Annotated in this window: 21 protein-coding genes and 2 pseudogenes; 14 read left to right on the top strand and 9 right to left on the bottom strand. The window is 60.8% G+C overall.

Annotation, left to right across the window (positions count from 1 at the left end; genetic code table 11):
• Nucleotides 1–79: 79 nt before the first annotated feature.
• Nucleotides 80–1201: a TrmB family transcriptional regulator gene (locus AUR65_RS09180; RefSeq protein WP_058566534.1), complete on the top strand. Its 1122-nt coding sequence runs from the start codon at nucleotides 80–82 to the stop codon at nucleotides 1199–1201.
• A 15-nt stretch (nucleotides 1202–1216) separates the two neighbouring features.
• On the opposite strand, the gene AUR65_RS09175 is transcribed toward AUR65_RS09180, so the two are convergent.
• Nucleotides 1217–1495 carry a hypothetical protein gene (locus tag AUR65_RS09175; protein WP_058566533.1) on the bottom strand — a complete coding sequence of 93 codons (279 nt, stop codon included), beginning with the start codon at nucleotides 1493–1495 and terminating at the stop codon, nucleotides 1217–1219.
• Between the two features lie 211 nt (nucleotides 1496–1706).
• Between AUR65_RS09175 and AUR65_RS09170 the strand changes: the two genes are divergently transcribed.
• The 3 genes and pseudogenes from AUR65_RS09170 to AUR65_RS09160 all read left to right on the top strand — a co-directional run bounded on the left by AUR65_RS09170 (nucleotide 1707) and on the right by AUR65_RS09160 (nucleotide 3373).
• Entirely contained in the window at nucleotides 1707–2396 is a 690-nt protein-coding gene (locus tag AUR65_RS09170; protein WP_058566532.1) for a nucleotidyltransferase domain-containing protein, read from the top strand.
• Nucleotides 2389–2873, top strand: a pseudogene (locus AUR65_RS09165) (hypothetical protein). Before AUR65_RS09170 ends, AUR65_RS09165 begins: the two are co-directional and overlap by 8 nt.
• 176 nt (nucleotides 2874–3049) lie before the next feature.
• Nucleotides 3050–3373 (top strand): hypothetical protein, encoded by a 324-nt coding sequence (locus AUR65_RS09160; protein WP_058566531.1) that lies wholly within the window; start codon nucleotides 3050–3052, stop codon nucleotides 3371–3373.
• A 39-nt stretch (nucleotides 3374–3412) separates the two neighbouring features.
• On the opposite strand, the gene AUR65_RS09155 is transcribed toward AUR65_RS09160, so the two are convergent.
• The 3 genes from AUR65_RS09155 to AUR65_RS09145 all read right to left on the bottom strand — a co-directional run bounded on the left by AUR65_RS09155 (nucleotide 3413) and on the right by AUR65_RS09145 (nucleotide 6500).
• Nucleotides 3413–5122, bottom strand: coding sequence for an NAD(P)/FAD-dependent oxidoreductase (locus AUR65_RS09155; protein WP_084816413.1), 1710 nt, complete (start codon nucleotides 5120–5122; stop codon nucleotides 3413–3415).
• A 105-nt stretch (nucleotides 5123–5227) separates the two neighbouring features.
• Entirely contained in the window at nucleotides 5228–6013 is a 786-nt protein-coding gene (locus AUR65_RS09150) for a helix-turn-helix transcriptional regulator (RefSeq protein ID WP_233194344.1), read from the bottom strand.
• Nucleotides 6014–6119: 106 nt separating this feature from the next.
• Entirely contained in the window at nucleotides 6120–6500 is a 381-nt protein-coding gene (locus AUR65_RS09145; RefSeq protein WP_058566529.1) for a hypothetical protein, read from the bottom strand.
• A gap of 1068 nt (nucleotides 6501–7568) precedes the next feature.
• Here AUR65_RS09145 and AUR65_RS09140 point away from each other — a divergent pair.
• The 5 genes from AUR65_RS09140 (at nucleotide 7569) to AUR65_RS09120 (ending at nucleotide 12661) form a co-directional block, all read left to right on the top strand.
• Nucleotides 7569–9422: a choice-of-anchor I family protein gene (locus tag AUR65_RS09140; protein WP_233194343.1), complete on the top strand. Its 1854-nt coding sequence runs from the start codon at nucleotides 7569–7571 to the stop codon at nucleotides 9420–9422.
• Nucleotides 9423–9890: 468 nt separating this feature from the next.
• Nucleotides 9891–10424 (top strand): DUF7342 family protein, encoded by a 534-nt coding sequence (locus AUR65_RS09135; protein ID WP_058566528.1) that lies wholly within the window; start codon nucleotides 9891–9893, stop codon nucleotides 10422–10424.
• 12 nt (nucleotides 10425–10436) lie between these two features.
• A complete protein-coding gene (locus AUR65_RS09130) occupies nucleotides 10437–10895 on the top strand; it encodes a hypothetical protein (protein WP_084816412.1) in 459 nt (152 codons plus the stop codon).
• Between the two features lie 144 nt (nucleotides 10896–11039).
• Nucleotides 11040–11429, top strand: coding sequence for an IS200/IS605 family transposase (gene tnpA / locus AUR65_RS09125; RefSeq protein WP_058566526.1), 390 nt, complete (start codon nucleotides 11040–11042; stop codon nucleotides 11427–11429).
• Complete coding sequence (locus tag AUR65_RS09120) at nucleotides 11426–12661, top strand: RNA-guided endonuclease InsQ/TnpB family protein (protein ID WP_058566525.1); 1236 nt, start codon at nucleotides 11426–11428, stop codon at nucleotides 12659–12661. The genes tnpA and AUR65_RS09120 overlap by 4 nt, the downstream gene beginning before the upstream one ends.
• A 298-nt stretch (nucleotides 12662–12959) precedes the next feature.
• On the opposite strand, the gene AUR65_RS09115 is transcribed toward AUR65_RS09120, so the two are convergent.
• Nucleotides 12960–14195 carry an RNA-guided endonuclease TnpB family protein gene (locus AUR65_RS09115; protein WP_058566524.1) on the bottom strand — a complete coding sequence of 412 codons (1236 nt, stop codon included), beginning with the start codon at nucleotides 14193–14195 and terminating at the stop codon, nucleotides 12960–12962.
• Nucleotides 14196–14249: 54 nt separating this feature from the next.
• Here AUR65_RS09115 and AUR65_RS19965 point away from each other — a divergent pair, with 54 nt between their 5' ends.
• Together AUR65_RS19965 and AUR65_RS09110 are read left to right on the top strand one after the other, a co-directional pair.
• Nucleotides 14250–14387, top strand: coding sequence for a hypothetical protein (locus AUR65_RS19965; protein WP_008096044.1), 138 nt, complete (start codon nucleotides 14250–14252; stop codon nucleotides 14385–14387).
• 60 nt (nucleotides 14388–14447) lie between these two features.
• Nucleotides 14448–15149: pseudogene (locus AUR65_RS09110) on the top strand (ATP-binding protein); the annotation flags it as partial.
• 41 nt (nucleotides 15150–15190) lie between these two features.
• Here the strand turns inward: AUR65_RS09110 and AUR65_RS09105 are convergent.
• Nucleotides 15191–15580: a hypothetical protein gene (locus tag AUR65_RS09105; protein WP_146047398.1), complete on the bottom strand. Its 390-nt coding sequence runs from the start codon at nucleotides 15578–15580 to the stop codon at nucleotides 15191–15193.
• A gap of 50 nt (nucleotides 15581–15630) precedes the next feature.
• Nucleotides 15631–16884, bottom strand: a complete 1254-nt coding sequence (locus AUR65_RS09100; protein WP_058566522.1) for an outer membrane protein assembly factor BamB family protein — start codon at nucleotides 16882–16884, stop codon at nucleotides 15631–15633.
• 394 nt (nucleotides 16885–17278) lie between these two features.
• On the opposite strand from AUR65_RS09100, the gene AUR65_RS20425 reads away from it, so the two are divergent.
• The 3 genes from AUR65_RS20425 to AUR65_RS19715 are packed head-to-tail and all read left to right on the top strand — an operon-like array spanning nucleotide 17279 to nucleotide 18841.
• Nucleotides 17279–17401 (top strand): hypothetical protein, encoded by a 123-nt coding sequence (locus AUR65_RS20425; RefSeq protein ID WP_256477161.1) that lies wholly within the window; start codon nucleotides 17279–17281, stop codon nucleotides 17399–17401.
• Nucleotides 17402–18625, top strand: coding sequence for an RNA-guided endonuclease InsQ/TnpB family protein (locus tag AUR65_RS09095; RefSeq protein ID WP_042664602.1), 1224 nt, complete (start codon nucleotides 17402–17404; stop codon nucleotides 18623–18625).
• Between the two features lie 42 nt (nucleotides 18626–18667).
• The gene (locus AUR65_RS19715; protein ID WP_157575490.1) at nucleotides 18668–18841 is read left to right on the top strand and encodes a hypothetical protein; all 174 of its coding nucleotides are present in this window, start codon (nucleotides 18668–18670) and stop codon (nucleotides 18839–18841) included.
• Nucleotides 18842–18874: 33 nt separating this feature from the next.
• On the opposite strand, the gene AUR65_RS09090 is transcribed toward AUR65_RS19715, so the two are convergent.
• Both AUR65_RS09090 and AUR65_RS09085 read right to left on the bottom strand, forming a co-directional pair.
• Nucleotides 18875–19393 carry a DUF21 domain-containing protein gene (locus AUR65_RS09090; protein ID WP_058566521.1) on the bottom strand — a complete coding sequence of 173 codons (519 nt, stop codon included), beginning with the start codon at nucleotides 19391–19393 and terminating at the stop codon, nucleotides 18875–18877.
• Nucleotides 19394–20194: 801 nt separating this feature from the next.
• On the bottom strand, nucleotides 20195–23779 hold the full coding sequence (locus AUR65_RS09085) for a hypothetical protein (RefSeq protein ID WP_146047397.1): 3585 nt from the start codon (nucleotides 23777–23779) through the stop codon (nucleotides 20195–20197).
• Between the last annotated feature and the right edge of the window lie 99 nt (nucleotides 23780–23878).

Genomic DNA, 23878 nt, shown 5'->3' with positions numbered 1-23878 from the left:
CCGACAACACCGACTGCGGTGTCCGTAGTGCTGTCACCAACGAACAGTTCAACTATCGTTCGTCTCGAAAGGTGGGGTAGTGACCATCGATGAACCAACCGTTCGCGAACGGCTGAAGGCGTTCGGCTTTTCGGACAAGGAGGTCGACACGTACGTCGCGCTCTTGGAACAGGGCGAGGCAAAAGCGAGCGACCTCGCCCAGCGCGCCGGCGTGTCCAAGCGCTACGTCTACAACGTCCTCGGTGACTTCGAGGACCGTGGACTCGTCGAGGTCAATGACCACGAGACGCCGACGACGGTCCGCGCGGTCGACCCGGCGGTCGTCGTCAGACAGCTCACCGATCAGTTGTCATCGCTCGAAACACAGCTCGAAGCCATCCACAACCCCGACCCCGGCGAAGACCGCCGCTACGAGGTCATCAAATCCACGTCCACCGTGAAAAAGCGCATCGCGTCGCTGGTCCAGCAGGCCGAAAACGAGATCAATCTCTCGGTGCCGGCGTCATTGCTTCCGGACCTCGCACCCGAACTGGAGCAGGCCGTCGACCGGGGGGTCCTCACGCTCGTCCTCGCCAACGGCCACGGCGGCGAACCGGCCTCCACGTCAGCGCTCGAAGGGCTCGGAAGCGTCGTCCGATACTGGGCCAACGATGGCCCGATGCTCGTCTGTGTCGACCGTACGCACGGGCTGTTCTCACCACCGGAGTTCGTCATGGGGCGCGAGTCAGATCGGCAGGCGATCGGGTTTACCGAGGACCGCCTTTCCCCCGCGCTCGTGGGGTCGTTTCTCGGCAATTACTGGCCGCTCGCCGAGGAGGTCTACCTGCACGAACCGGACGACCTTCCGGCGACGTACGAGCGCTTCAGACACGCGATTTTCACGGCGACCCGCTATCTGAAACGCGGCTACACACTCGTTGCCGAGGTCGAACTCAGGGCCACAGACTCGAACGAGGCGTTCGAAACCCGAACGGGACGCGTGAGCGAGGTCACTCAGGGGCTGGTCAAACCAACGACGAATTCCATTCCGATCGAGAACTCGTTCGTCATCGATGACGGGACTGAGCAGTTTACTGTTGGCGGCCCCGGTGCCATCGTCGAACCGTACGAGGCCAGACGCGTGACCCTCGACGTCGTCGAGTCCGACGGGCAGTCTGTCGCGGAGTTGCTCAGTCGGTCAGACGTCCTTGCCGACCGCTAATCGCCGAGTTCCGTCTCACTTCTGCTTGCGTCCGAGAATCCACTCGCACTTCCCGCAGGGCGTCTTCCCCGTTCGCTTAGCCTCGGCACGGGTGACTTCGACGAAGCGACCCTCGCTGTGGCCGCCGCAGACGATGTCGCCGTCCTCGTTGAGTTCGTGGTACGCATAGCCGCCGGTGTACGCGCCGTTGGGGGTCGTTGCGACGCGGTCGTCGTCGTCGCGGGTGTCCTGCGCAGCGAGTTCGCTTCGCTGCTCGCTCGTGGGCTTCTGGTCGATGTGCTCTCGCGTCGGCATCCGTGCAGGTACACTCACCGGGCGGCATATGTTCATTTCGGCCCTGACAGGACGTGAAGAACCATCATAGATATTCGCGGCGCGTACTGGTTGCGTCTCACTCGGCGAATGCTGCACGTCCGTCGCTTTCGTTCGACGACGTACTGGCACGCGATCAGTATGTGCAGAAACTGGCCAACACTTATTATATGTCGTTGCGCAGGATCAGATAGTGTCCGACAACACGAAACAACATATAAAAGTCTGCCTTCCCGTCACACCCGGTGACGACACGAAGATATTCAGGCTCCACGCGGCTGACGACGCGCTTCGGTTGCTCGTCGACGCCCACCAGTCGGAGTTCACACTAAAGGAGTTGTCCGAGATGACCGGCCGGAGCCGGTCAACAGTCTGGCGGGCAGTCGAGTTCCTCGACGGACTCGGCGTCGTTCAAGTACGAAAGACGACACAGCGAAAGTACGTCTCTATCGACCCCGCACGACTCCAGAAAGACGATCCAATACTCGGCATCGAACAGACCGAGTACCACGCTCCGGTTCGTACGTTCGTAGAGCGCGTCGAGACAGTCGTCGAGAACTCGGACGAAGTCGACCAACTGCTCGGCGTGCTCGTGTTTGGGAGTGTCGCTCGCGGTGAGGCCGACCGGAAGAGCGACATCGACGTGTTCGTCCTCGTCGACGGCGACCGAACAGCTGCTCGCCGCGTCGTCTCGAACGTGGCCAGCGAACTCGGAGAAAAGCGGTTTGACGGTGACCGATACACGTTCGAACCGTTCGTCGAGAGCGAAGGGAGTGCAGCCCGAGCAGGCGAGAAACTCCGAGAGATATTCCGAGAGGGCACCACCGTCTACGGCGGCGACGACTTCCAACGAATCCGGATGAAGGTGATGGGAGGTGAGTAGTGTCCGAATCGAGACGTTGGTAGACGAGGTGCAAGCCGCCTTCGACTATCGGCCCGAGAACGTCGAGGATGGCCTAGAGACGAGCGAGGCGGACGTCCTCCAGCTCCGAAAGTCGTGTCGACTACTCGCGGGCGCAGGGACACTACTGGAACAAGGGTTCTACACGTTGGTTATCGAGGCGTCGTTCGTCGCCATCGAGCGCGTCGTCGAGTTCAAACTCCTCGAAGGTGGCATCGAACCGCGAGACCTTCCCGGAACGCACCCCGGCGTGTACACAGAAGCAGCGAGACGCGGAATTCTTTCAGAACACGTCGCCGAGAGTCTCCAAGATCTGTGGCGGAACTACCGTGCGAAGACTATTACCAGGATGAACTCGCGGCGAGAGAGCGCGCAGAGAAGTTATACGAACTCGCGTTGGAGACCCACGAGTACGTCGTCAACCAGTCGGCGAAGAAACACGAGTGTGTCTGCCACTAATTGAATAAGGAGTTCGGCTTAACGAGACGCTCACGGCTCGTTCACTCACGAGAGCACGACTCTCGTGAACGCAGTCGCTCCCCCCTAGTTGCATTCTCCGGTCGTACCTTGCGGAAGGGGCTAACCACCTATTTCAGGCGAAATCCTTTGTCGGAGTGGGTCGATGCAGCCGACAGATGGGTCGGACGCTCGAACTCTCAGGGACGTGGTTCAGCTATCTGCTGTACGCGGTCCAACTAGCCGTGCTCGCGTTGGTCCTCGTGTTCGTCGTGCCCGCGCTCGAGTACCCGGCCGATATCCTCTTGGGCGGGCTGTTCGCCGTGGTCATCCTCGCGTCCGTGGTCGCGCTGTGGCGGCGTGCGACCGGACACGATGGCGAGAGTCGGCTCGGAACCGCAGAAGACATCACCTATGACCCGTTCGCGGACCCCGGGCAGGCCGCCCGCGACAGGTGGGAGAAAGCCGTTCGCCGGCTTCCCGGCTCGGACGACGACGAGTGAGACACCGTCCTCGGTCCGTCTGGAGCGAGATTCAGGGAGTCACGCCATCTCGGGGACGGGGAAGTCGAACAGTTCCGCGCGAAGCTGTTCGGGGGACTCGGTCTTTCCCCACTGAATGAGTTTCCCCACGAGCTCGGGGTCGGAGAAGTCGACGTGTCGCGCCCGCTCGTCGCCCCAGCCGTAGACGTGCTTCGGGAGCCAGTCCGCTCGCCGCAGTTCCGCGAACAGCAGGCCAGCGGCCTCGTCAACGCTCGCGTCGCCCGCCCGGTAGGCGTCCAGTATCTCGCCCATTCGTCGATGTATCTCGGCTTTCTGCGGCACGAATGGCGCGCCGTCACCCGGCGTCGGCTCTGCGAGAAGCGAGTCGAACTCGGCGGGCTGTCCGGTCGCGAGGTAGGTGAAGCAATGCCGCTGGATGTACAGGTCGTGAAACAGGACCTGCCCCAGCCACATCTGGGTCCACGCGTTCCAGAGCCGGAAGTCACCCATCGACTTGTACGCGTTGCTGATGACCCGGTCGTTGGTCGCGAGTTGGCGGTGGTGCATCTCGTCGATGGGCGCGAAGCGCGCCGCCGAGAACTCGCCGTCGTCGAACGCGTCCAGCAGCAGGTTGGTCGACACGAAGACGGATTCGAGGGTGTTCACCAGCCCGACCGCGTAGAGCGGGTCGACGAAGCCGTAGGTGTTGTTGGTCAGGTAGTGGCGGTGCCCCGCGGACTGATTGGCGGTCCGCTGGAGTCTCCCGGTCCGGACCCACGGACGCACCGGCGTCGCCGACTCGAGGTGGCGCTCGATATCGGGGAACTCGGCGATGATTCGTCGGGCCTCTCGCTCGGCGCTGACCGACTCGTCTGTGGGGTACTGCGTCCGGTCGAGTACCAACCCGACGCTCGCCTTGTTCGCCTCGGAGCGGTCGAAGTTGTCGAAGGGGATAATCCACATCCAGCCCCCGTCGAACACGTGGTGGAGCGTCCCGTCGTGGAGGCGGTTGGACTGTCCGGGGCGGGCAGCCTCGTCGAGTAGCTCGTCGAACGGGGTGAGCCCCTCCACGTGCGTGAAGATGGCGCGCGAATCCGTCTCCAACTCCGGCGCGTCCTCGCGATATCCCATCTCGTCGGCGAGGACGGAGTTCCCGCCGGTGCCATCGACGTAGAACGTCGCGTCGATACGACCGTGGTCGGTCGTCACAGTCACCTCGTCGTGCCCGATGTCCACGCCGGTGATTTCGGTCTCGTCGAGATATTCCACGCCGTACCGCTGGGCGGTCTCGACCAGATAGTGGTCGACCTCCGAGCGCAGCAGGTGACTCTCGCTGTAGAACGGCAGGCTCGGCGGGATCAACTGGTGGCTGTGGTCCGCCGCGACCGACCGATCTGGCTCGTGGTACGCAAAGCCGATAGAGTGTTTGATACCGCACGACGGCGTGACGTTGTCGACGATGTCGTTCGTGTCGCTGAGATACTGAATCTCCGGAATGCCGTGGTACTCCCCGAGAATCCACATCCACATCGAACTCTGCGGGAGCATCGCCTCGCCGACGGCGAACCGCGGATGCGACCCAGCCTCCAGCATCACTACGTCGAGGCCGCGTTTCCCCAGAATCATCGCGGTGAGTGACGCCGACATCCCAGAGCCGCCGACAATCACGTCGTAGGTGTCGGTCGTTGGTGATTCTCCGTTGCCCCGGTCGTCTCGTCGCCCGTGCTGTCGATTCTCGTCGCCCGAATCGGTCTGCCCTGTCCGTTCCATATCCTGCTCGACGGACAGATCAGGATTATAGTCATTCCCTGAGACGGCGTCTCAGGTCGTGAGACATTGTTCAATCAGTATACTGCTCTCTCGCGTGTCGGGTAGCTACTGCTCGGTGCTCATCTGCGTCATATCGAGCCTGTCTGCATCGCGTTTGTAACGCCGATAGAGGTCCACGGCCCACTCACGAGCCTCGGGGTCGTCGGTCGTGACGGAGGCAATCGGGAGGGCAGTCTCGTCGTCGAAGCCGCCGACGATGACCACGTCGTCGATGATGCCCATGGTGAACGGCAATCCGGGGTGGGTGTACAGCGCGGGCGCGTCAGCCGACGCGATGGTGTCGAACGCGTTCTTCGAGGCGTTTCGGTCCGCTTCGAGCGCCAGCGGCGTGCAGATGGCCTCGAAATCCACGTCGTTTCGGGCGTGCTCGATGCCCTGTTCTGTGACCTTCGGCGGGCACCCCGCGACGACCAGACTCCGCGAGTGGTCGAACGACGCGAAATGTTCGAGCCACGGTTCGATGGGCGCGTTCGGGTTCTGCGGCGTGGCGACGTGGAGATCGGCGTCGGCGAACAGATGGACGTGACGCGTGAACTCCGGTGCCGAAATCTGGGCGAGTAGTGGTTCTAACCGGTCGGCCGCCGCGATTGAGCGCTCGAATCTGGAGACGGCATCGGCGACGGCACATCGCGCGCCCGTCGTCTGGTAGCCCGCAGGCGTCTGTTCGAGCAACTGCTCGTCCGTGAGCGCGGACGTCCACCGATAGGCCGTGGCACGAGAGATGTCGAGTTCATCTTGGAGCGTGGACCTATCGAGCGGCCCATCTCGGGTTGCATCCAACAGCGGTGCCTGGTCCAGCAATTGGTGTGAGTCCGGTCCGTGGTGAGCCATGTTCTCGGCACGGCCCTGCGAACTGTAAGTATATCTCTCAGAGAATGTCGTGGAATCGAGGGCGACTGAGACTCGTCTGTCGGCGACCCGCTACTGGACGACCGCGTCACCGAATCCGGTCGTGAATCTCGAGGAACCCGAGCGACCACACGAGTGCCCCAGCCAGTCCGGTGAACGCCGATGCGTTCCCCAAGAGGCCGAACCACTCCCCGTACAGGATCCCCGCGTTGAGGCCGAGGAAGAACCCGTCGAACGACGCGATGGTCTTCGCACGGACTCCCGCGTAGCGTTCGAGGACGACGAGTCCACACAGGAGGACGACAGACCCGGCGAGGAGTGCGCCGCCGATGTGTACGAGTGAGGCCTGCTGGCCCACCGTCGACTCGACGTACCAAAACGGACCGAAGGGCGCACCGAGAACGACGGCGATGAGCGCGTACGTCCCGAGCCGTTTGCTCGTCTCGGCGAGCGCGTGGGTGTCGGCCATTCCGTATTCGTGTGTCGAGTCGGGCGGTGAAATAACTCGGCGGTCCGAGGGTTTCTACACCCACGCAGTTTCCCGCAACAACGTGTCCGCTGTGGCCGTCGTCGCGTCGATTCCACGTCGGCCGGCAATCGCGGCCAAATTCGGGGCCTCTCGACGAACCCCCGTTTCAGGTCGAACGGGGCGAAAACGAGCGTTCAGACGGCGAGAGACGGGAGACTGTGGACTGTCGTCGACGCGCGTCGCGCCCGCATCGAGACGCCACTTCGAGTCGGATTTCCGGTTTCGAAATCGGTCGATACACCCCATCTACGACTGGGTGTACCGGAGAATCGACGATTTTCGACCCTGCCAAAGCGACGACGACCGGCCGTCGAGACGGCATTTACAGGACCGACTGTGAATCCACAAACGCGCCCAGAGACGGTGTGAGACGACTGCAGGCCGGAGTTGGGAGGAGCGACGAGAGCCACACAGCCGGCGTCGATGGTGCTCGCGACAGGTCACGAAGCGACGTGAATCGAGTACACCCTTGCGGAGAATCGGCGTCCATGTACACCCCTGCATGTCGGGGGTGTAGCGCCTCTGTCCCGGTTCACCCTCGGCATCAGGGGTGTAGAATGAGCCGGGATTTCGGCAGGGGTGTATCGAGGTGGGCGGCGTGGTAGCGTCGGCGCGGTCGTGGATGGCTGGCTGTGGAGTGCGCACATTTTCGGTTCGTCGTCGTGTTATATTCTCCACACGAATCGGATGCGTCGAGCTGTCGCAGGCGCGGCATCGCTCCGGTGTGTCCACAACTAAGCGAGGGAACCAGTCGGGGGCGACCACCCGGCGTGAAACGCCTGTTGAAACCCCGTTCTCTCTGGCGAGTTGCTGACTAGTGAAGTGCCAAAGCGACCGCGAAAACCCGGAGCAGAGCGACTCCCAACGATTCAACGGTGACGGCTGTCAGGAGAGCCGTCTCGATACGTTGGGATTCGATAAACAGTACCCCCGTGGTCAACAGTTCACTACATAGCACTAGTGTCAGATATTATAAGTGCTTAACGTGTCCGCCCGAGGGAATCGGGTGTGGAACGAACACACCAGACGAGCGAAATCGGGCGTCGAGCTGTGCTCGGACTCACCGGCGGAACCGTTCTTGGACTCCTCGCAGGGACAGCTGTCGCGGGGAACGACCAGGCGGCGGCTGACGCCGAGGCTGCGGGTGGGGTTTCGGGCGTCGAGAACGTCACGTTAGAACAGATCGGGCGGTACGAGTCGGGGCTGTTCGACGAAGGAGGGGCCGAAATCATCGCCTACCACGCCCCCACTCAGCGGCTGTTCGTGATCAACGCCGACCTCGGCGGCGTCGACGTGTTGGACGTGTCGGATCCGACCACGCCCGAGAAAGTCGGTGCGATCGACGCCGCGAGCGAGCTCGACGACGTGAGCTCCGCGAACAGCGTCGCGACGTCCGCCGACGTCGTCGCCGTCGCGCTCGAAGCCGAGGTCGCACAGGACCCCGGACAGGTCGGGCTTTACGACCCCGAGACGCTCGACCGCCTGGGGACGGCCCCGGTCGGTCCGCTGCCGGACAAAGTCACCTTCACCCCCGACGGAACGCGAGTGCTCGTCGCGAACGAGGGCGAGCCGACGGACAACTACGCGTACGACCCCCGTGGCTCGGTCAGCATCGTCGACGTGTCCGACGGTGCGGCTGCGCCGACGGTCAGCACCGCCGACTTCACCGCCTTCGACGGCAAGGAAGACCAGCTCCGAAAGCGAGGCATCCGCATCTTCGGCCCGAACGCGAGCGCGTCGCAGGACTTCGAGCCGGAGTACGTGGCCGTGAGCGACGACTCGGAGACGGCGTGGGTTCCGCTGCAGGAGAACAACGCGATCGCAGAGGTCGACATCGACACGGCGACCATCACGGACCTCATGCCGCTGGGCTTCAAAGACTACAGTCTAGCGGGGAACGAACTCGACGCGAGCAACGAGGACGGCGGGGTCAACATCCAGAACTGGCCGATCAACGGCATCCTCCAGCCCGACGCGATCGGCGCGTACAGCCCCGATGGCCAGACCTATCTCGTGACGGCCAACGAGGGCGATAGCCGGGATTACGGCTCGTTCAGCGAGGAAGCGGAAGTCGCGGACCTTCGACTCGACCCCGAAGCGTTCGACTTCGACGGGATCGAGGGGATCGACAGCGTCGAGGAACTCCAGCGGCCCGAGAACCTCGGCGCAAAAGGTGTGACGACGACGCTCGGCGACGTCGACGGCGACGGGCGCTACGAGGAGCTTTACGTCTTCGGTGGCCGGTCGTTCAGCATCTTCACGACGAACGGCACGCGGGTGTTCGACAGCGGGAGCGACTTCGAAACCATTACCGCCGAGCGATTCGGCGACCAGTTCAACAACGACAACAACGAACACGACCCTGACGGTCGCAGCGACAACAAAGGTCCCGAACCCGAGGGGCTGACAATCGGGCAGGTCGGCGACCGATACTACGCGTTCATCGGCCTCGAACGCATCGGCGGCGTCATGGTGTACGACATCACCGACCCCGAGTGTGCCACGTTCGTCGAGTACGTCAACAACCGGGACTTCTCGGTCGATATCGAGGCGGCCATCGAAGACGGTGACGCGCCCGCCGGGGCTGCTGGCGACCTCGGCCCGGAGGGACTGGACTTCGCGACCGCCGAAGAGAGCCCGATTGACGACCCGCTCGTCTTCGTCGGCCACGAGATCAGCGGCACGACGGCGATATTCCGCGTGACGAGCGACGGGAATGCGGACGTCCCTGTGGGGTCGTGCAGCACCGACTTACCGGGGAACGGACGTAAGAACGGCCGTGGCAACGGTCGTAAGAATGGCCGTGGCAACGGGCGCAAGAACGGCCACGACAAGGACCGTGGCAACGGCCGCGGGTCGTGAGCTAACGACGCCGACTGCGGGTCAGTAGCGAGCGGCCCAGTACCAGAGACGCACGGCGAGTGTCTCAGAGTCGGATGGGTCTCAACGCTGTCCGCAGTCAAGCAGGGCGTTAACAGATGAAGTCGCAGGGGTGAATTTCTGATTCACATCACCAGAACGAATTCCGTAGCGTCTGCACATCCCAGGTGTGGACCATTCGATACGGTCCGCTCTCTCCCCCCACCACTTCATCTGTTCGTGAGGAACGCCCGAATCTTCGGCAGCGACTGCACCACGACCGTTCACTTCCAATGGGTCGTGAGTGTCGGTTATCGGAGGGGAGATGCCACGAGAAGCAGCGACACAGATGACGTTGTGAGGTGGGAAACGGTGGTTCTGCAGGCGACGTGAACCTGCGAGTCTGGGCGTATAGACGATATATCTCTGCCACACAAAAGAAATATCGTGTTTGGGTGCGAACAGCCGTGTATGGAATCCGACCAGCCCGCGGATGCACGTGCCCAGTGGCGTGCAGAACGCACGACGTTCCAGCGGGTGTACGACGTGAGTACGGGCATGACCGAGTATGCGTCGGCGAAAGCAGTCAGCCAGCGGGCGGACTGCTCAGTTGATGGTGCACGTGCGGCGCTCGAGCAGCTTGCGGAGATGGGCATTGTTGAACGTCGTGACGGCCGTCCGACGACGTACCGCCGAAATGAGTCGTACCTCCGATGGAAGCGGGTCGAATCACTCGCACAAGAACACTCCGTGAGCGACCTCCGTGCGGAACTCGAGTCACTGCTCACCGAAGACGAGTCGTTCCAGACGCAGTTTGGCGTCCCTGATCCAGACGCGGTGTCGCCGAAATCGTTCGATATCGCCGACCACGACGCACTCCACGACCGGTGGGACGCACTAACTCGATGGCGGACCGTTCGCGAGGATCTTGCAGTCCTTCAGGAAGCACTCCATCGAGCAAGTGGCGACTCTAACGGTCAAACCGGGACTTCAGCGTCGGTATGAATCGGTGCACCGATGACTGACGACGAACAGAACGCGCCGCCCGACGCCGCTGTCGGCCGCCTCGACGTTCCGACACTTCAAACGCTCGCACAACGTGCGGCAACACACCCGCTCGTTGTCGACTGGTCGTTCGATCCCTCCAGCCTCTCACCACGTCGACTCCAGCTCAGTCTCGATGCACATGCCTATCCCGAACGAGTCGCAACTGCCCGACTCGACATCCGGTGGTTCACGTCCGGGGACTACTCGGTTCACTATCTAGAACTTGGACAAGACGACGGAGATGGACCGCAGTACCACTGTCGCTGGGATCGCCATCCCAAACCAACAGCTCCCCGAACGCACTTTCATCCGCCGCCAGATGCTGGTACTGCAGAACCATCTTCGCTCGAGCCCCACCATCTTGAGGTTCTGTTCACGGCCCTCGATTGGATTCGAGAGCGGGTCGAACAGTCGCATGGGACGACGTGATAAAGATACGAGCGCATACCCCCGTCTTTAGGCGGGGGTCAAGCGGACAATAGCCTACACACTCACCAAACGACTCCACGGCTGGATTTTCCACCGTACTATCAGTAGTATTAACACGCCGACAGACCATAGTGTGTAACACGGATGAAGACCACACGGCACGCGACTTACAACCTCAACTACCACATAGTGTGGTTGCCGAAGTACCGTCAATCGGTACTCGTCAATGAGGTTGCAGACCGTGTGAGAACTATCCTCCACGAAATAGCCGACGACAAAGGCGTCGAAATACTCGACCTCACCGTACAGCCGGACCACGTTCACCTGTTCGTCAGTAGCCCACCCAAGAACGAACCGGCGCTACTCGCCAACTGGTTCAAGGGTATCTCCTCGCGCAAGTACAACCACCGATACGCCGACCACGACGGCGAGAAAATCGGATGGGCGCGAGGATACTACGCAGGGACCGCCGGGCATGTTTCAAGTGAGACTGTCGAGAACTACATTCAACAGCACAAGGAGGGCGACTCGTGACCGAACTCACGAAAACTCTGGAACTCAAACTTGTGGACCCGAACGCCCACAAGCGGAGGAAACTCCGAGAGACGCGAGAAGCGTACAAACACGCCCTTCAAGACGCCTTCGACGCCCGATGTACCACGCAGACCGAAGCGAACGACGTGGTGGTCAACTACGACCTGAGCGGGTACGCGAAGAACGTGCTCAAGAAGTACGTCCCGCAACTCACAACGACGTACAACGCGGGCGAACTTCACGACGACCACCCTGTGCGCTTCACCAACGAGGGGCTACGGTTCGACCACAAGCCCGAGAACGCTATCGAGTGGTACGTCAAAATCCCGCACCACGAGGACTACCACCTCTGGATGCCAGCACAACCGAATCCCGAACAGCGGGGCTGGCTGGAAGCGTTAAACGCGGGGGACGCCACGATGGGCGAGAGTCGGCTGTTCGAGCGGGACGGAACGTGGTATCTCCACGTCACCGCCACCCGCGACGTGGAGGAACGCTCCGAGGTGTCCGCAGAAGAACGGACGCCCATCGGAGTGGACATCGGGGAAGCGTCACTCGTCACGGTGTGTCACCGCGACGACCACGGTTCTCCGACCGCGCCCGAACTGTGGGCCGACGAGGGCAAGACCGTTCGTCGTCACCGTAAGACCTACTTCACCGCCAAGCGCCGACTCCAGACGCGCGGGAGCGAACGTATCGCGGAGTCCTTCGGGAATGACGTGTGGAGACAGATCGACGACGTGTTCCACCGCGTCACCCGCAAAGTCGTGGAGTACGCCGAGTCCGTCGAGAATCCTGTTCTTGTTCTGGAAGACCTGACGAACATACGGGAGTCGATGGACTACGACGACTTCATGAACCGGCGTCTCCACGGATGGGGATTCGCCAAACTCCACGCGCAGATACGCTACAAGGCCGTCGAGAAGGGCATCCCCGTCGAGACGGTGAACCCGCGCAACACCTCAAAGGAGTGCCATGCCTGCGGTGAAGTAGGATACCGACCGCGACAGGCGACGTTCAAGTGTACGAACGACGCTTGCTGGATGGGCGAGTACCAAGCGGACGTGAACGGTGCGATAAATATCGCAGACCGCTACCTCAGTGGAGAGAGCCATTCAAGAGAACACACGGATGGCGATGACTCGGCTGAGGATGGGGGGCGTTTGACCGCCTCACAAGACACCCAAGCCGATGCTACCAAGCAAGAGACGCTTGGGACGTATGCGTCTTGAAACCATAGGGCTACGACCAGCCTGAAATCCCGTGGTGGGATTCCCGCGTCTTTAGGCGCGGGAGGAGGTCAATCGAAGCACACGAAACGCTCTCTCTGTACAAGAACAAATGAAGTCGTGGGTGACGTGAATCGCCTGCGTCAGCACGTGTTTGTTCTCTGTGCCAGCGCTGTTGGAACGTCTCGTCGAGAACTCGTGGGCTGAGTTTACATTCGCGGGCGCTGAACAACGACTGTGACATCCTCCCCGCCGTAAACGGCGGGGCTTCCCCTACGAGGGGAATCCGGCTTGGTAGGTTTCAGTCCGAGTACACCGAGAGCGTCATCTGTCCGGTTCTCGGACTCGTCTCTTGGTGGACTGTGGCGCTGTCACAGGCGCTCCCATCCTGTGGCGAGTCATCGCGTCCGGGTTCCCAACGGACGCTCTCTCCCCACGGGTTAGCGCGACCAGCGATGTTCGCCGCCGCGTTAATATCTGCTTGGAACTCCGATACGTGGCAGTCGTCGTGCGGACACACAAACTCCGCTTGCTGACCCCGCCGACCGAGACAACCGCAAGCGTGGCACGTCTGCGAGGTGTACGCCGCGTTGACGTACTCAACGCGAATCCCTGCCTCGGTCGCTTTGTCTTCGAGTCGGCCCTGTAACCGGGCGAACGCCCATGCGTGAAGGCGGCGGTTCATGAACTTCCCGTAGTCCAACCGCTCACGGATGTACGACAGGTCTTCGAGAACGATAACGGGGTTCTCGAACTGTTGGGCATACTCGACGGCCTGCCGAGACGCTTTCTCGACAATATCCGTCAGAGCGTTTTGGTAGTGGTCGAACCGTTCGTCCACGCGCCACTCGGCGGCGTCTCTCGACTGTAGCCGCCGGAGTGTGGTGAACATCTCTTTGCGAAGATGTCGCGCTCGACTGCCGCTGACGAGCATTGGCTTCCGTGGTACGTCGCGTTTGAGGGCACAGCCCGTTATCAACGCGCTCTCGCCTACGTCGAAGCCAATATACGTCGGGTTGTCCGGGTCGGTCGATTCTTCGACCGGGTATTCGACGGTGACGTGCAACTCCCACGACGTGCGGTGGCGCTGTAGCCGCAACTCGCCCGCCTTCGCGTCTTCGGAGAGCAGGTCGAACCACAGAGATTCCTGTTCGGGGTTAACCCGAAGCGGAATCCAGAAATTCGTCCCGCGTCCGGGTTGCGGAACCTGCCACACGAAGCCGTGTTCGCGCTCGTCGGAGTAGTCGAACTTCGCGGCCCGATTGACGAGTCGAAGCGGATGCTCGTCGTCCAACTCCTCGGCGTTGTACGTCGAACGGAGTTTCGGGACGTAGGATTTAAGCGCGTCTTTGGCTTGGTACGGAAGTTCGTAGGGCGTTACAACGTCGTTGACGGCAGACATTGTATCCGCCCTGTTGTCGAAGGCGTCGTGGAGTGCTTCGCGGTAGGTGTCCAAGAGCCGCTGTAGGCGTTGCTCTTTGCCCGCCGTGGGTGTGGCGAGAGTGGCCTGTAGCGTCTTCGTCACCGTCTTGGACACACCCGTAGATAGAACGTAGATATAATTAAGTGTAACGGGGCGCAAGAATGAGATATGCCACACATCAATTTCGAGGTAGACGAGGAACAGTACGAGTCGCTGAAAGAGACGAAGAAACGCCACGGTCTAACGTGGAAAGGGATGCTACTCCACGCACAGCGGGAGTTGGATTCCGGCCCAACCACCGAGTAGCGGGTGGTCAACACCGTGTCGCATTCCCTCCCGGCCTAAAGGCCGGGATTCCCTGCTTGAATTAAGATGGAACTCACAGAACCGACGCGATATTTCTCAATTCTCGAAGCGATTGCTGGAGGAAACACGAGCCGAAACGAGATTGCGGGAACGACTGGAATTGCGTATAATCAACTCTCGAAGTATCTGAATCGTCTGTCGCGGCTTCGTCTCATTGACCAGCACGTCCCAATCACCGAACAGAAAACCCGCAGTAAGCGCAGCCGGTACCGTATCCGCGACCCGTTCTTCCGGTTCTGGTTCCACTTCGTCTATGGCTCGGATGGACAGTATGATGCGCTTGGTGAAGATGCATTCGAGACGCTTATCGAACCAGCACTCCCGGACTTCGCTTCGAGTTCGTTTGAGGCACTATGCTGTCGTGCCCTCCGAGAGCTGTATCCAGACCAGACGATTACGAAGACCGGTCAGTGGTGGTACGGCGAACACGAAATTGATGTTGTCGGATTCGCGACCGATGGAACGTTGATCGTCGGTGAGTGTAAGTTCCAACAGTCACCACTCGGATACGACGCCTTCTCCAGCCTCCAGCAACATACGGCAGAGCTCCGATGGACACCGGATGACGGTGGCTCTCGTACAGAATCCTATGCGCTGTTTTCCCGGAGTGGATTCACACAGTCGGTGCTGGAAGTAGCTGCAGAGCGTGACGATGTGCAACTGTTCACCATTGACGACGTCGTTGCAGCCGTGGGCCGTTGATTCCCTCTTCGGTGGCGTGACTGTTGGGAATCGCACCGTTCTTACTCTCTCGGACGCGTGAGCAACATCTCGATGACGCGACGCCACTCGACTTCGAAGGCGACGGCGTACGCGATGCAGAACGCACCCAGCCAAGAGAGTCCGGTCTGCAGCGTCGGATACAGCGCACCGACGTGTCCGTCTCCACCACCGACGAGCGTGGTGACAGCGGTCCCGATCACCAACGCAACCACGGTAAAGCCCGTCAGCTGTCGGTAGCTGGGTCGGTGGGCGCTATTGACGAGGACTGCAACGACGAGCGCCACGACGACGGTCGAGACGATGCTGGGTCGCACAATCGGGGTCGGCCCGAACGCGTGCTGGACCGTCGCACGCACACCGACGCCGAGCGAGTACTGGAGGAGAAGCAGGAAGACGACTCCACGCCCCACTTGTCGAGCGTACCTCGACATCGCTGTCTGGGTGGGCGACGCAGAGTCGCTCACAGGTCAGCCTCCCCGGACGCGACATACCCGCGGACCGACTCGTGAGTTCTCACGTAGAGATTGCCGTCGGCGCTCGCCATGCCGTCGATTCCACCAGTTGATTCCGGAAGCGCGTGCCGAAACCGCGTCGAGCCGTCGGTCGTATCGAGCGCAATCACGGCGTCGTCGCCGGGGATGTACAGCGTCTCACCAGCGATGACGGGCGGGACGAACGGAGTGACGTCCCCGACCGATACCGACCACTGTCGAGTGCCGGTCGCCGCGTCGACCGCCACGGCGACGCCGCCACCGACGCCGTACACACGCTCGCCGTCGGTGACCGGCGAGATCGATTCGGCACGGTCCACGGTCGGAGTCTGCCACTCGACGCTCCCGTCGGTGGCCGCGAACGCAGTCAGCCGCGGCCCACCGGCGTAGACGCGCCCCTCGCTAATCGCGGGAAGTGCGAACGCCTCGAACGACGGCGCGTCGGCGGTCGTTCGCCAGCGGACGGAGCCATCGACTGGGTCGCGGCCGACCAACTGCCGGCTGTTGCTCTGTGCTGTGGTTCCGGTGAGGAGCAACGGGGCGTCCACGTGGCCCTCCGTGCCCGACGCGAACGCGAGTGGGACCTCGGCGGTCGCCCGCGACCAGCGCTCGAAACTCGTCGCCTGGTCGAGTGCGACGAGGGAGTCGGACCCACGCGAGACGCCGACGACGACGAGGGTGCCGACCGGGAGGACGTGGTCGAAGCTACTCGTCGTGCGAAGCGCCCACGTCGACTGCCCGCTTGTGGCGTCGAGGCCGTACAGCGTCACTCCACCGACGACGTACAGGTGGTCGCCGCTGACGGTCGGTCCCGTCTGGAGGAACTCGAAGGGGGCGCGACTGGTGAGGACGCTCGGGGCGTTCTCACGCGGTCGCGTCCAGTCGGGCTGGCCGTCAGCACTCGCGATCGCTCGCACCGTGTATCGACCGACGGTGTACACTCGGTCGTGCGTCGCCACCAGTCCGGGAGAGACGGTGTTCGCGGATTCGACGGGTTGGTGCCACGCCTCGACGAGGCCGTCTTGGGGGCCGGGCTGTGGTTGAAAACTGGTTCGTCGCGGCGTCCGTTTCGCCATCGGCCACTCGCCGGCGGGGACTCGGTGTTCGAGACTGAGCGGGGGACGGACGGCGTCCGACCCAACCACCGCCCCGAGACCAATCGACGCGGCCCCAGCCAGCGTGGCAAGCAGGCCGCGGCGTGAGACGAGCGATTCGGAGGGCATACTCGTCGGTTTTGCGTTCGGGATATAGTGTCTGTCGCTGTTGTTGACATGACTGCGGTCTTCATGGTGTTCGCTCGGAGTCCGTGCGGTGCTGTTCAGACAGGTGTGGCAGTTGTAGGGGTGTGATACCGATTCGGTTCTCGTGGCGGTCGCTCAGCCACCCCGGGACTGCGATACCGACCACCTGAGGGGGACCACACTCGTGCTGTCGGTCGTCGAACAAGAGTCAAATTTACCTGAATTGAGGCGCTAAGGCCCCTTCCTCAAGGAGCAACCGAAGGGAGCGAGTAGGGAGGGGATACAGCGCCGCACAGTTCTCATACACGATTCGGTGGCAGGCCCACAGGCCCACGCAATCGCAACGCTTATTTGTGTACTTTGTGTATATTGTGGCGTGGCAACACGCAAGAACATCTCTATCCGTGACGACCAAGCCGAGTGGATTGAGGAGAACCATCTTAACCTCTCGTCGTTCGTCCAAGAGAAACTTGACGAACTCATCGAAGAACGCTCGTAGATGAACTACAACTACAGGTATCGGCTGCGACCGTCCGACGCTCTCGAAGAACAGTTAGCGTGGACTGTCGATACCTGTAGGCAGGTCTACAACCACTTCCTCCACCGACTCAACCGAACCGACAACACTTCGGCATACAGCGAACAGAAGCTCCTTCCGAATCTTAAGAAGTGGTGGAACGACCTGAAACAAGTTCACTCGAAGGTTCTCCAGAAAGTCGTTCAGCGATTGTACGACAACCTCTCAACACTTCGCGGTCGCAAAGAGAACGGCTACCACGTCGGCACTCTCAACTGGAAGGCACCGGGCGAGTACCGCAGTTTCACCTACAGTCAATCCGGCTTCAAGCTCAAAAACACGAGCGGTCGGACCAAACTGTGGCTCTCGAAACTCGGGGAAATCCCGCTCACCTTCCACCGCGACCTGCCCGACGACGCCGAAATCAAGACGGTCACAATCAAGCAGGAACCAACCGGGAAGTGGTACGCCATTCTTGGTGTCGAAACGCCTGAGTCCCCACCAGCGAAGCCTGAAAACCCCGAGAAGTGCGTCGGCATCGACGTTGGAATTTGCAAGTATGCTCACGACACGGACGGAACGGCGGTCGAATCCCCCGACCTTTCCGACGAGCGCGAACGCTTGGAACGGGCACAACGTGCCCTCTCACGGAAGGAACACGGCTCTGCAAATTGGGAGAAACAACGCCGGGTCGTAGCCGAGCGTCACGCCGACCTCAAGCGAAAGCGGCGGGATTTCCTCCACAAGTTGTCGAACTACTACGCCACCGAGTACGATTTGGTAGCCGTGGAGGACTTGGACGCACAGGGGTTGGTGGAACTGCCGGGCAACTCACGGAACCGAGCAGGCGCGGCGTGGGGAACGTTCCTGCGGATGCTCGAATACAAGTGTGCACGCGAAGGCACACATTTCGTTGCCGTAGACCCGAGCGGGACGACCAAGGAGTGTGCGTCGTGTGGCGGTTCGACCGAGAAACCGCTGTGGGTGCGCGAACACTCGTGTCCAGCGTGTGGATTTGAGGCGGACAGGGACGCGAACGCGGCGTGGAATATCCTTTCTCGCGGTCTTGAAGATGTAGGAGAGGGACGCTCCGAATCAACGCCTGTGGAGACTGCGCTTCCTGTGGACACCGATTCGGTGTCTGCAAAGCGCGTCGTAGAAGCAGGAAGCCCCACCCTCAAGCGCGAGCCGTCAGGCGAGCGGTAGGGTGGGGTAGTTCACAATAACTCCGCCGACGATAGTGGATCCATGGATTCGGCCCTCCGCAGACACCTGCTGTTGATCGAGTTCTACCTGCTCGTCCTGATCGTCATCGGCGTGTTCAGCTACGGGCAGTTGGTCCCGCAATCTGGATACCTTGGCCTTGGACTCATCGGCCTCGTTGGAATACTGTATCTGGCCGTCTACGACTCGACCGGCTGACCCATGCTGAATTTCACGCCCGTCGGGGCGTAGTCAGTCCTCGTCGAGATATGGTTTTTCGATGTGTTGGTCGCCGCCGATGAGTGACGTCAGCCATCGCGTGACGATGTCGAACAACGCAACGAGTGGCCTCAGTACGCGTTCGACGTACGAGATTGGGCGGGCGACACGGAGACTCCACGACGCTGCGTGACCGAGGCCGTAGGATTTCGGCACGATTTCCCCGAAGACGAGGACGAGTACGCTCACACAGAGTGTTGCGAGCACGACGGTGTATCCGGGGGGAACGAACCGTGCAACCAGCAGTGTGACGATGCTGGTGATAGCGATGTTGACGAGATTGTTGCCGACCAACAGCGTGACGAGGAGTCGATGCGGGTTCGCGCGGAGTTGCTGGAGTGTGCGGCTGTCTTTTGTACTGTCTTCGGTCGCGGGTTGCATGTCATCCGGGAGCGAAAAGATCGCTGACTCGCTGCTGGAAAAGAACGCACTCAGTAACAACAGAAGCACGACTGCGACGAGTGACGGCCCCAAAATCGAATATGTACTCATACCAGAGTGGTACGTTGGGAGGTGTATGAATCTCGGTGGTTGAATGGTGACGCTGTTCGTGTCCGAGTCGACTGGCCCGACCGAGACAGACCAAGCCTGAACGCTGTGTTTTGTTTGTCACTCCGTATACACTACACTCCTACTATTCAACCGCACTCTCGACCAGACATCTGTATCTGTGCTCGGTTGCGACAGACCGCGCTCGGTGTGTCGACTGCGGTTGCTCCGTCAGGTGTGATGAAGTACCCCCGCTAGCAGATAGACGCCAACTCCGAGTACCACCGTGAGGAGTAGGACGAGGATGAACTGTGTGAGGGATGTCGCAGCGATGGCTAGCAACGTTCCCGCACTCACTACACTTGCTGCCAGTATTCGTGAAAGCTGTGTCGCCTTGGCTACCTGTGTGCGAGTGTCGCCACTCTGTGTGTTCTCTTCGGTAGGCATGTGTTCGGTCGCACCGTCTCGTCCGGGTCGGGTGCGCCTCCTACTGAGACCGTTGTACGAACGACATATAAGCAATTGGTCAAGAATTTTGCCGCTTTTGGAGTGGTCCATGGTGAGTACGGTCAGCGCTTCGAGGACAACCGTCCCAGTTTGAATCCGTGGATCCCATCGGAGACGCTGTTTCGATAGCACAACTCAGTCGCAACACTCTGTCAGTACTGCCAGGTTGAGTCGACCGGATGGCACCGTTTTGTACGAAAAACAGTCCCACGTGGGTCGTCGTCCTGCACTTCGAAGTACGAGACTCAATCTGTGAACTGCCTCGGGGTCTGTCCCCGAGGCACGAAGCCGTGTCCGCTACGACGAGGTTTCTGTCACCTCAACGAAGAGGTTCTGGATATCGACGATGTTCACCGCTCCGTTGCCGGAGAAGTCGAACCGCTCGGTGTGGTCGTCGAAAATATCGCTCTCGCGATTCGCGAACATCGCCTGCACGTCCGAGACAGTCACGTTGCCATCGCCGTTGATGTCTTCGAAGGTGCCGTCACCATCCGGATCAGTCGGTGGTGCCGTTGCATTCCCAATCGGAGTCAGCGTCGTGGCGGTGAGCTTGGCGTCAGCCTCATTGGTGAGGTTGTAGTCGTAGCCACTCGGCGTCCCGAGTGTGGCCTCTTCGACGACGAGGTCGGTCGAGCCAACGAGCGTGAGCGTGACGTTAACCCTCGCGAGCACGAGTTCATCGGCTGCAGTCCGATTCAGTCCGAAGGCAGCGAGCGACACCGACGTGTTATTGTCGCTCTGGTTGATCTCTACGCCCTCCGGTGTGCCGGCGACGGATGCATCCGCAATCCGAGCCGTATCGTTCGTCAGGCTGAGCGTGCTCGAAAAGGCACCCACACCCTCACTCGCGTTCGCAACGACGAACTCGAGCGTCACCGTCTCGTTAACTTGGGCGGTGTCCTGTGACGGCACCAGGCGGAGCGTCGCGTTCCGGTCGGCCGAGTCGCTGTCATCGCCAGTCGTGGTTTCGTTTTCGGGAAGTGTGACACGAACCGCGGTGTCGTTTGTGACCGTCGTGTATGTGGTGACCATCTGATTCTCGAATTCGGTCGAGTCGTAGACTGCGACAGAGACGTTCCCGCGTAGTTCGATGCCCTGCTGTTCGCTTACGATGTACTCGTACGCCCCGGTTTCAGTTGTCGTTCCTGCGGCCGCAGCGGATCGCTCTTGACGGGTGTGTCGAACGACAACGGTCGCATTCTCGACCGGCACGTCGCTCTCGTTCGTCACGGTGACGTTAAGCCGGTGTCCAATCGGGAGCTGTCCAGAGACCGTCGTGGTGTTCGACGTGTTGACCGTTCCGTAGGCGTAGATATCGGCGATTCCATCGTTTGCCCACGTCTGTGGGTGCGACTCGCCGCTGACGAAATTCGCTTGGTAGAACGCGACCGAATACGTTGTGTTCGCGGTGAGTGGGTCACCGCTCACGCGTGCCGTGTTGGAACTGTTGTACGCGCCGGTTTCGTTCGTGGCGACAAACGTCGTGGGGCCGCCAGACACCGGCGTGAACCCGACCGTCGCGTTGACCGCCGGACTGCCAGCTGCCGTTGCTAGTTGCCCCGTGACTGTCACGTTCCGTGGTTCGTCCGCCGACGAACTTCCGGGGGTGATGTCGAGATACTCGCTCTCGGTGGCAGTCACGCCAGATCCGTTCACGACGTACAGATCGACTCGATACGAGGACTCACCTGAGACGTCAGGGGCGGTCATGGTAAACGACTCTCCTTCAGAGACGACTTTGGCATTGGCACCCGGCGACTCGCCGTCTTCCCACGTTCTAAACATCACGACTGCCGATGTGTCATCACGACTCGTCGTGGTGTAATTGAGCGTGACCGTGTCGCCTCCTTCGAGCTCTCTGGAAAGCCCATTAACGGAGATGTCGTATCCCTGAACGTTCTCTGTCGGGAAGCCGCCATCGAAGTAGGGATATCGTGGCCCATACAGGAACTCACGCGTCGCGTGGCCTGGGAGGGTGAAGTTGACTGTCGCCGTTCCATCAGCATTCGAGACGTCCGTTCCAGTTCCGAAGGAGCCACCCTGCATCCGGGTGAACGTCTCGGCAGCGACCGAGATTGGGACGCCCGAAACACCAGCACCGGTCGCTGGGTCGAGGAACTGCAGCTCGTAGCCAATGTTGTCTCCGGGCGCATGGCCACCCAAGCGGTCCTCTTCAATCCGGTAGCGTTGGATTTCACCACCATCCTGACTGTCAATCGTCGTCCCGTCAATAGTGGCCTGCGTCAGTAACTCGAACGAAGCACTATCCGGGGCATCGCTTGGAACCGGAACTGCAATCGTTGCTTGGCCGGACTCGTCGGTTGTAACGCTGCCTGTCGCTGCGACCTGTTCTCGATACTCGTAGGCGAGTGTGTAGTTGACCGTCGTATCCGTGACAGCACTCCCGTTGGCCTCTGCGTGGACCGTTGCAGTAACGTTTCCACCGGGGGCAACAACGTTCCGATACGATGGTGAGTCAATCTCGGTGACGAGCGTGGCAGTCGGCTCAGCATCGTCACCGCCGCTCGTCCCATCATCTACTGCTTCTAGGTTGATCCGCCCTCCATCGTGTTCGATTCGCTCGCCGTCGCTCGTGTAGAGGTGCGCCTCGTACCGTGCTGTCGGTTTGTTCGGCGTCTGCCACGCCGTCGCATAGAGCCCGTCGTCGTTCGTCGACACGCTCAGGTTTGTGACGGGTGTGTCACGTCGGTCCGTGGTGTTGATAATCCGAATCGTCAGGTCCGTGTTCGCGAGTGCTGCACCATCGTCGTAGACGAGCCCAGAGAGTTGGACCTCGTCACCGGCCGGCATCCACGTCGAGTAATCTCTCGTGTTTGTCTTCAACTCCGCGACGACATCGACAGCGGTGAGTGACGTCGACTCACCCGGCCGGTCCGCAGGATGAACCCAGTATGGTCCAGACTGCGTCGGGGTGAAGTTAATCATCGAAAACCCGTCCGAGTCAGTCGTCACGGTCCGTGTCACTTCGGTGCCGTTCGGTCGCCGGATCGAAATATTAAGTTCCGTATTCGGCTGTGGTCGCCCCTGTTCTGCGAGTGACGCGGCGATCGTCGTTGGTTCACCGACTTCGATGTGGTCGGTAAAGTGTGGATAGACTCTGACGGTCGGCCCGGCGAGGAAGTCAGCACTCGCCGTATCCGATGTTTCAGGGCTCGAGACCTCGACATCGTAGGTGCCGTTCGGGAGGCCCGAGAGATCAATCGGGACGGCAACTGGACCAGTCGAACGCGACTGGACCGTTCGCGTGAGCTCAGTATTTTCCGGTCCGGTGACAGTCACCGTGAGATTCGGACCCTCAACTGGCATCGGCACAGCCGTGCTAGTATTGACTGCGCTCACGGAGACGTTCACCGTCTCATCCGACAGATATGGCTCGTCGTAGCTATGCCCAACAAGAACCTGAACACCGAGGTCGCTTTCGGTGACGGCCCCGCTAACGATCCCATCGGACTGTTCCGTACTCAGTTTGGTGACTGTCCCGTCTTCGGCAACCCGAATGTCGAAGTACGTCTCGGTTGTGTTCGTTCCCGTCTGCGTCACCTGTCGCACACGGTACTCGCCAGCTGGAACTGCGAGGTCGGCGAGCGGTTCGTTCGGTGCGAGTCGGTGGATCAGCTCAGTTGACGTATTGATGAGCGTATACCGAACTGAACGGTTTGTTGCAGATGTTGAGTCCGCTGTCGTGATTGATTGCGGTGCAGAATCAGTAACAGCCGTTGTGAGTTGTGATTCCGTGAGGGCTGTCAAGCGACTGTATTCTACTCCGTCCTGTTCCGGTTCGTATAGTGGGCCAGCCGCGGCCACCGGCTGGGTGATTAGTGCGACCACAAGGGCCACCAGAACTATATGCTTGAATTTCATCTACGGATTTTACTCCGATACAGCCACTTCATAATATTTCAATTGGCAAGTATTTCTTCTGAAGCACACTTTCAGCGCGTTTGAAATGTCCTTGCGCAG

Source organism: Haloferax marisrubri (assembly GCF_001469875.2).
Classification (GTDB): Archaea; Halobacteriota; Halobacteria; order Halobacteriales; family Haloferacaceae; genus Haloferax; species Haloferax marisrubri.
The sequence above is the reverse complement of the archived record's forward strand: the minus strand, read 5'-3'. Positions and strand labels throughout refer to the sequence as shown.

Excerpts from the sequence above, each read along its gene's own strand:
- AUR65_RS09175 (WP_058566533.1), bottom strand. The coding sequence starts at position 1,495 with ATGCCGACGCGAGAGCACATCGACCAGAAGCCCACGAGCGAGCAGCGA.
- AUR65_RS09160 (WP_058566531.1), top strand. The coding sequence starts at position 3,050 with ATGGGTCGGACGCTCGAACTCTCAGGGACGTGGTTCAGCTATCTGCTG.
- AUR65_RS09155 (WP_084816413.1), bottom strand. The coding sequence starts at position 5,122 with ATGGAACGGACAGGGCAGACCGATTCGGGCGACGAGAATCGACAGCAC.
- AUR65_RS09150 (WP_233194344.1), bottom strand. The coding sequence starts at position 6,013 with ATGGCTCACCACGGACCGGACTCACACCAATTGCTGGACCAGGCACCG.
- AUR65_RS09145 (WP_058566529.1), bottom strand. The coding sequence starts at position 6,500 with ATGGCCGACACCCACGCGCTCGCCGAGACGAGCAAACGGCTCGGGACG.
- AUR65_RS09135 (WP_058566528.1), top strand. The coding sequence starts at position 9,891 with ATGGAATCCGACCAGCCCGCGGATGCACGTGCCCAGTGGCGTGCAGAA.
- AUR65_RS09130 (WP_084816412.1), top strand. The coding sequence starts at position 10,437 with ATGACTGACGACGAACAGAACGCGCCGCCCGACGCCGCTGTCGGCCGC.
- tnpA (WP_058566526.1), top strand. The coding sequence starts at position 11,040 with ATGAAGACCACACGGCACGCGACTTACAACCTCAACTACCACATAGTG.
- AUR65_RS19965 (WP_008096044.1), top strand. The coding sequence starts at position 14,250 with ATGCCACACATCAATTTCGAGGTAGACGAGGAACAGTACGAGTCGCTG.
- AUR65_RS09100 (WP_058566522.1), bottom strand. The coding sequence starts at position 16,884 with ATGCCCTCCGAATCGCTCGTCTCACGCCGCGGCCTGCTTGCCACGCTG.
- AUR65_RS09095 (WP_042664602.1), top strand. The coding sequence starts at position 17,402 with ATGAACTACAACTACAGGTATCGGCTGCGACCGTCCGACGCTCTCGAA.
- AUR65_RS19715 (WP_157575490.1), top strand. The coding sequence starts at position 18,668 with ATGGATTCGGCCCTCCGCAGACACCTGCTGTTGATCGAGTTCTACCTG.
- AUR65_RS09090 (WP_058566521.1), bottom strand. The coding sequence starts at position 19,393 with ATGAGTACATATTCGATTTTGGGGCCGTCACTCGTCGCAGTCGTGCTT.
- AUR65_RS09085 (WP_146047397.1), bottom strand. The coding sequence starts at position 23,779 with ATGAAATTCAAGCATATAGTTCTGGTGGCCCTTGTGGTCGCACTAATC.